The organism is Mesorhizobium sp. M2A.F.Ca.ET.037.01.1.1, assembly GCF_003998075.1.
In the GTDB taxonomy this organism is placed as follows: Bacteria; Pseudomonadota; Alphaproteobacteria; order Rhizobiales; family Rhizobiaceae; genus Mesorhizobium.
Window position 1 is genome coordinate 1 of record NZ_RZSA01001318.1, and the last position, 1,453, is coordinate 1,453.

At 58.5% G+C, this 1,453-nt stretch carries 2 protein-coding genes; both read right to left on the reverse strand.

The window, feature by feature from the left end:
* Positions 1-705: Stf0 family sulfotransferase (locus EOA27_RS36325; RefSeq protein WP_127258709.1), on the reverse strand; the 705-nt coding region annotated here is incomplete at its 3' end.
* Positions 702-1,453, reverse strand: a 752-nt coding sequence (locus tag EOA27_RS41225) for a hypothetical protein (RefSeq protein WP_189562310.1), incomplete at its 5' end; no start/stop codon positions are given. The genes EOA27_RS41225 and EOA27_RS36325, both read right to left, overlap by 4 nt.

Consider the following 1,453-nt stretch of genomic DNA (forward strand, 5'->3'; position numbering starts at 1 on the left):
GGCGTATAGTTTTTCGAGGGAACGAGATTTGTTTTCGGCCTCGAATTTCCTTCGCCATTCCATCGATAGCGCGTCGCGCTGAACTTCGCAGAGGTCGTTCGAGATCTGCTCTGCGTCGATCGAGACATCCATCTTGCCGGCGACGTCCATCACATATTCGCGCCATCCCTTCATGATCTGCTCGTAAAAGACCGGAACGTATTGGATGGACCTCAGCGCGAGGTAATTTCTCCAGAACGCCATGCCTTCGCCGATATAGATCATGTTCTCGAGAATCTGTGCGCGATCGTATGCGACCGAACTCTCAGCACTATTCTCGTCGCCGCCGCCACTTGTCCTGGACCATTGCCCTGACTGAGATGCGCGTGTTGCGGATATCGCGGCACCGAGACGGTCCATTCTCTCGAGCAATATTACGAGAATCTCATGGTCGCGAAGGCATCTCTCTATGAAGTCGTATTTTCGCTTGTCGTAAACATCACGCAGATGATGCGGAAATATCTTGACCGAGAAGACGCCATTATCTGTCGAGGATCTATCGATTATTTTCTGATAGTGCTGTTCGGCTGCGAGTGTCTGGGGTGCTTCACTCGTCTCATCCCTCAGCCATTCGCGGGCGTTACCCAATTTCCCGGTGCTGTTCGTCAGCGAGGCCACCCAAGTCGAGCCGCTCCGCGCCTCCGACAAGATTAGCAGACCTTTCATTGCGTTTCCTTCGCGGGACCTTCGCGTGAACTGCCGTCGATGAGCGCTCCCGGGTGTGCGAAGGGGCGGAATTCCGAACTGGTAAGCGAGAACCGGGGGGCGGCGTAGCGCGCGGCGTTCTCCTCGGTCAGCATTCGCGAAGATCGCAGCGGCCGGCTTTCAATCCAGACCCTTGTCGCGCCAGCGGGAGTGTCAAGCTGGATTTCGCATAAGATTTCCAATGCGGTGCCCGCGCGCGGAAGCTTCGGGCGCACATGAAAGGCGGCAACATGCCCGGCGTCGCTGTTGATCTCGAAGGCGAGACGCCGCCACTTCACCGACGCCGGCAATCGGATGTGCAAGCGCAAGACGCCGGCGCGGTCGGAAGCGGGAAGAGGCAGATCGGCGCGCAGCTCGCCTTGGCCAGCAGGCAAGCCCCTGCTGAATTTCGTCTTCAGGCGCGGTCTCGTTTTCTGCTCGCCGCGTGGTTCGGACTGGGCCAGCTCAAGCGATTTGCGACGCGTCTTTGCAAGCCAACGAAGGGCGGCGCCGGCGGGAGTCTCACTTTGCCTGGGCCTTGCTTGAACGAAAGCCATCCACGCGGCCATCGGCCCGGGAAGAGCCGCCTCGAAGCGTTCCATCGCCTCTGCATCGACCGCATAGCCTGCCCGCACTTTTAGCCAGCCAAGCGCGATCAATGTCGCCACCGCAATGTCGCGGGCGAGAATCTCATTGGAAAACAGCTTCCAATCGAAACCGGGTTCAACGA